The organism is Rhizobium sp. UFLA01-1127, from assembly GCF_059803845.1.
Window position 1 is genome coordinate 1 of record NZ_JAUQTZ010000241.1, and the last position, 4,184, is coordinate 4,184.

The 4,184-nt window shown below is 59.1% G+C and carries 4 protein-coding genes, 3 tRNA genes and 2 pseudogenes; 2 read left to right on the top strand and 7 right to left on the bottom strand.

Annotated elements, in window-relative coordinates:
* The 4 genes and pseudogenes from Q4Q11_RS30955 to Q4Q11_RS30970 form a co-directional block, all read right to left on the bottom strand.
* Positions 1–75: pseudogene (locus Q4Q11_RS30955) on the bottom strand (GTP-binding protein); the annotation flags it as partial.
* Positions 76–494: 419 nt separating this feature from the next.
* Positions 495–923 (bottom strand): DUF3597 domain-containing protein, encoded by a 429-nt coding sequence (locus tag Q4Q11_RS30960; RefSeq protein ID WP_498571880.1) that lies wholly within the window; start codon positions 921–923, stop codon positions 495–497.
* A gap of 156 nt (positions 924–1,079) precedes the next feature.
* A tRNA-Gly gene (locus Q4Q11_RS30965) sits at positions 1,080–1,153 on the bottom strand.
* A 25-nt stretch (positions 1,154–1,178) separates the two neighbouring features.
* Positions 1,179–1,263, bottom strand: a tRNA-Tyr gene (locus tag Q4Q11_RS30970).
* A gap of 199 nt (positions 1,264–1,462) precedes the next feature.
* On the opposite strand from Q4Q11_RS30970, the gene rlmB reads away from it, so the two are divergent.
* Both rlmB and Q4Q11_RS30980 read left to right on the top strand, forming a co-directional pair.
* A complete protein-coding gene (gene rlmB, locus Q4Q11_RS30975) occupies positions 1,463–2,371 on the top strand; it encodes a 23S rRNA (guanosine(2251)-2'-O)-methyltransferase RlmB (RefSeq protein ID WP_498571881.1) in 909 nt (302 codons plus the stop codon).
* Between the two features lie 153 nt (positions 2,372–2,524).
* Positions 2,525–3,214, top strand: a complete 690-nt coding sequence (locus Q4Q11_RS30980) for a protease inhibitor Inh/omp19 family protein (RefSeq protein WP_112511221.1) — start codon at positions 2,525–2,527, stop codon at positions 3,212–3,214.
* 120 nt (positions 3,215–3,334) lie between these two features.
* On the opposite strand, the pseudogene Q4Q11_RS30985 reads toward Q4Q11_RS30980, so the two are convergent.
* From Q4Q11_RS30985 to Q4Q11_RS30995, 3 genes and pseudogenes are all read right to left on the bottom strand, one after another.
* Positions 3,335–3,565 (bottom strand): annotated as a pseudogene (locus Q4Q11_RS30985) (hypothetical protein); the annotation flags it as partial.
* A gap of 146 nt (positions 3,566–3,711) precedes the next feature.
* The gene (locus Q4Q11_RS30990) at positions 3,712–3,981 is read right to left on the bottom strand and encodes a hypothetical protein (RefSeq protein ID WP_112511217.1); all 270 of its coding nucleotides are present in this window, start codon (positions 3,979–3,981) and stop codon (positions 3,712–3,714) included.
* 130 nt (positions 3,982–4,111) lie between these two features.
* Positions 4,112–4,181, bottom strand: a tRNA-Thr gene (locus tag Q4Q11_RS30995).
* Positions 4,182–4,184 lie beyond the last annotated feature (3 nt).

Sequence of the window (4,184 nt, forward strand, 5' to 3'; positions counted from 1 at the left end):
CTTGCCGTGGTCAACGTGACCGATCGTCCCGATGTTAACGTGCGGCTTATTGCGCTCAAACTTACTCTTTGCCATTTGAATGCTTCCTGTGAACGTAATGAGTGACCCCGGCGAACCGGTTTAGTGCCGCCGTTTAAGGCTTTCGTCGCGTTTGCGCAAGACTTAATTGCAGGCCCTATTCCCGGCAAAGCCCGGCCGATAGCGCATGGTCCGCGGCCTTCGGCATTCCTTCGCCGCGCAAGCTTCACCGGCCGATCCGGTAAGTTATAAAAGCAGTTGCCGGTTCAGGTACTTAAATAGTCATGCTCAGGAGAGAATTCCAGATGTCGGGCATCGAAACGACCCGACCGGAATACCTGCCTCTGCAAACGACACGCGCCCTCGCCCGACGGGCAAGAGCGCGAAATCATGAAACAACGATGATCGTTCATCGCTGCGATCCACAAGCGGCCTGGCGCCTGCGGCAAAAGCACACCGTCAGGACCGCTTACCTGTCAATTAAGAAGATCGGCCGGCACCTTGCCGCCATTGTCCGCGAGCTTCTGCAGCAGAGCCTTGTGGAGGAACATGTTCATCCTGGCGGAATCTCCGGCATCGCCGGTATAGCCGAGCTCCTGCGCCAGTTCCTTGCGCTCGGGAAGGCTCGCGTCCATGCCAAGAGCCTTCATCAGGTCGACGATCGAATGTTCCCAGTCCAGCTTCTGACCGTTCTTCCTGACGGCAGCATCGAGGATGGAGGCGATATCAACCGGAGCAGCCGGCGCGCTGCTTGCGGGCGATGTCGCCGCCACAGTCGCCGAAGGAGCCGGCGTCATGGAAGGTTCCGGATTGGCGGTTGCGGCGGTGGTCGTCGGTGCAGGTGCAGCCTCGGCAGCCTTTGCCTGTCCCCAGATTGCACCCTTGATCTTGTCGAAGATACCCATTGCGCTCTCCCGTTTCGGTTGCCTGAGCGATATCTATCGCTCGCGGGAATTTAGGCAACCCTTCGCGTCAAATATGCAAAGACCGGCAGACACGCGAACGCAATACTCATTTCACCGCTGCGAAGAACGATCGATAAGCTAACAAATCCAAGATTTTGGAGCGGGTAGCGGGAATCGAACCCGCGTATTCAGCTTGGAAGGCTGCTGCTCTACCATTGAGCTATACCCGCGGGATGGTCAAGATCCGGTGCGGAATGGTGGAGGGAGTTGGATTTGAACCAACGTAGGCTGAGCCAACGGATTTACAGTCCGTCCCCTTTAACCACTCGGGCATCCCTCCAGTTTTCCGACTGGATCTTACGACCAAGCTTGTCAGACCGTGGCGTCGCCGCCGTGATCTGCGCCGCGTATATGACCGGACGATTTCCGTCTGTCAACACAAGGAATTGCCAAAAATGACGAAAAAATTTCAGCCCGTGGAAAAAGTCCGCCGGCGAAAGAGGGCTATGCTCTCGCGGACGCGCTGGTTATAAAGCCGCATGAGCAAAGACAAGACATTCGGCCGTTCCGGCCCCGATAACACCGCCGGCGACAAATCGGCCAAGGACACGCACTATGCTACTCTGCGCCGTGCGCACCGCGACGCGAAACGCGAGCGTGGCGAAATTCCGACGCCGGCGCCGCAGAAGCGCAAGCGGGCCGGCGCGGATGACTGGAAGCCGCCGGCGCTCGCGCCTGACCAGGTCTTCCTTTATGGCCTGCATACGGTTCGCGCCGCCCTGAACAATCCAGAACGCAAGAATATCAAGCTGTCGACGACGCAGAACGCGCTGGTGCGGCTGGAAATAGGGCCGGCAGATTCCCTCGGTATTCCGGTCGAGATCGTTTCGCCGCAGGACATCGACAAGGTGCTGGGGCCGGAAGCAATCCACCAGGGCGTGATGCTGGAGACGCGTCCCCTGCCCGTCCGTCGTCTCGAAGCACTGAAGGGCAGTCCGCTATTGCTCGTTCTCGACCAGGTGACGGATCCGCACAATGTCGGCGCGATCATGCGCTCGGCCGTGGCCTTCGATGCCGGCGCCGTCATCACGACGCAGCGCCACAGCCCGACCGAATCGGGCGTACTGGCGAAATCCGCTTCCGGCGCGCTCGAACTCATACCTTATATACAGATCACCAATCTCGCGGATGCGCTCACCGAACTGCATCGGCTCGGCTTCACGACGATCGGGCTAGATTCGGAGGGCCCGGCGCCGCTGGAGGGGACTTTCAGCGGCGACAAGATCGCTCTTGTGCTCGGTTCCGAGGGCAAGGGGCTACGCCAGAAGACGCGCGAAACGGTGAACGCGCTGGCGCGGCTCGACATGCCGGGCGCCATCAAATCGCTCAATGTCTCGAACGCAGCTGCGATCGCGCTCTATGTGACGCGATCCTATCTCAAGTCATAGAGCATGATGCCGAAAAGTGTCAGGGGATTTCGGACGACATCATGTTCTGCATCTTTGATCCTGGAGCGGATTCAGACTTTAGGTCGAATCGACCTAAAATCATCCGGCTCCAGCGGCGGCGCAGGTTGTCGCGACAAGTTGGGAGAATTTGCCTTGATCCGTGTTTTCGGTCTAGCGGCGGTTTCCGCCGCCCTTGCTTTGACAATGGCCCAGCCGGCGCCAGCGGCCGACGATGAAGTCGTTCAGGCACAAACCGGCACATGGCTGGTCGCGCCTGAAAGCGGCGCCAAGGGCTGCCGTCTCAACTTTGGGACGAACGCAGTCTCCGGCGGTCACGAAATCACCGGCGTGGATGCCTGCGCGACGCCTCTGCCCGCCCTTGCCAAAGCGCGGGCCTGGAACTTCACGGATGACGGCGCTCTCGCCATCGAAGATGCCGAAGGCAAGCCGCTGATGCGTTTCCAGCAGGAGGAAGGCTCGCCGTGGGAAAGCGAAGGCGGCGAGCCTACATGGCTGTTGCCGGCGCTGGGCGATGTCGATCATGTGCCGACCGTCGCGAGTCTTGCCGGCGCATGGCGCATCCAGCGACCGGACGGAAAGCCGGTCTGCGATATCACGCTGACCACCGACAAGGACCAGGACGGCACCGCCAAAATGTCACCAGGCGGCGACTGCGCCAGCGAAATCGGCGATCTCAAGCTCTCCCTTTGGGCGGCGGAAGGTTTCGGGCTTGTCATGCTGGGCAATAACGGCTCCTCGCTTTCCTTCGACATGAAGCCCGACGGCAGCTTCCAGAAATCAGAAGAAGAGGAAGGCGAACCGCTCCTGCTGGTCCGCAAATAAGCCGACTGAATCATATCGAAGCACGCTCACGGCGAGCGCTACATCAAGCCGCCGATGCTCATTGCTGGCCATAGGTGCCGAGTGCCAGGCCGATTGGTGCCAAAGTACTCTCTCGGTAACCGGGCACCCGTCCTGCAGCTTCGCCCAGGAGGTAACATTGAGGTTCATCTCGCATCGCGCGAGATAGCTCCGGCCCCCGACGGTCATACAGGCGACCTCGCCGACTGCATGCTGCTTTCCATCCGCATTTTTACAGTAGCAGTTTTCACCGGCTAGCGCCGATGCGCCTGTGATCGCCGTGATCACGACAAGCGGCAATCCCAAGACGACATGCCGCGATATCTCGCGCATGACCGTATCCTCCCCGCCATTGACAGGTGAAATCTATGCCTATTTCGGACATTGTAAATGCACCTGCATCCCGGGCACACGGGCAAATGCATGCATGAAGCACCAAGGTTGCGATTTAAACCAACTCGCCAAGGCTATCGGCAGACTCAGTGAATGACGGGATCCGCGTCGTCAAAGAAGGATCTGATGCCATCGCGCGCGATCGTTGCCAGGAATTCGTCGAACGCCTCGCGGTCGGTCGCGAAGGGCTCCTCCCATTCGATCAGATCCTCTTCCGGCGTGATGACCTCCATCCGCCAATCGGCATTGGTGCCGGCCGGACGAAAGATATCGACCAAGACGGTCACGCCGTCATCGGTGAATTCACCCGAGAGTTCGGAATGCTCTAACTTGGGCTTCTTTGGCTTGCTGGTCATAGGTTTCCAGGAACATGATGTTGTGATGATGATTTCGCCGCGAGCTGAATGCTTCGGCACCATAAACTATTGTGCCGCCGCCGATTTTCCATACCAGCGATCAACACGGCAACCAAGTCTTGGAAAAATCTGGTGCCCCCGGCAGGGTTCGAACCCGCGACCCCCTGATTACAAATCAGGTGCTCTACCAACTGAGCTACAAG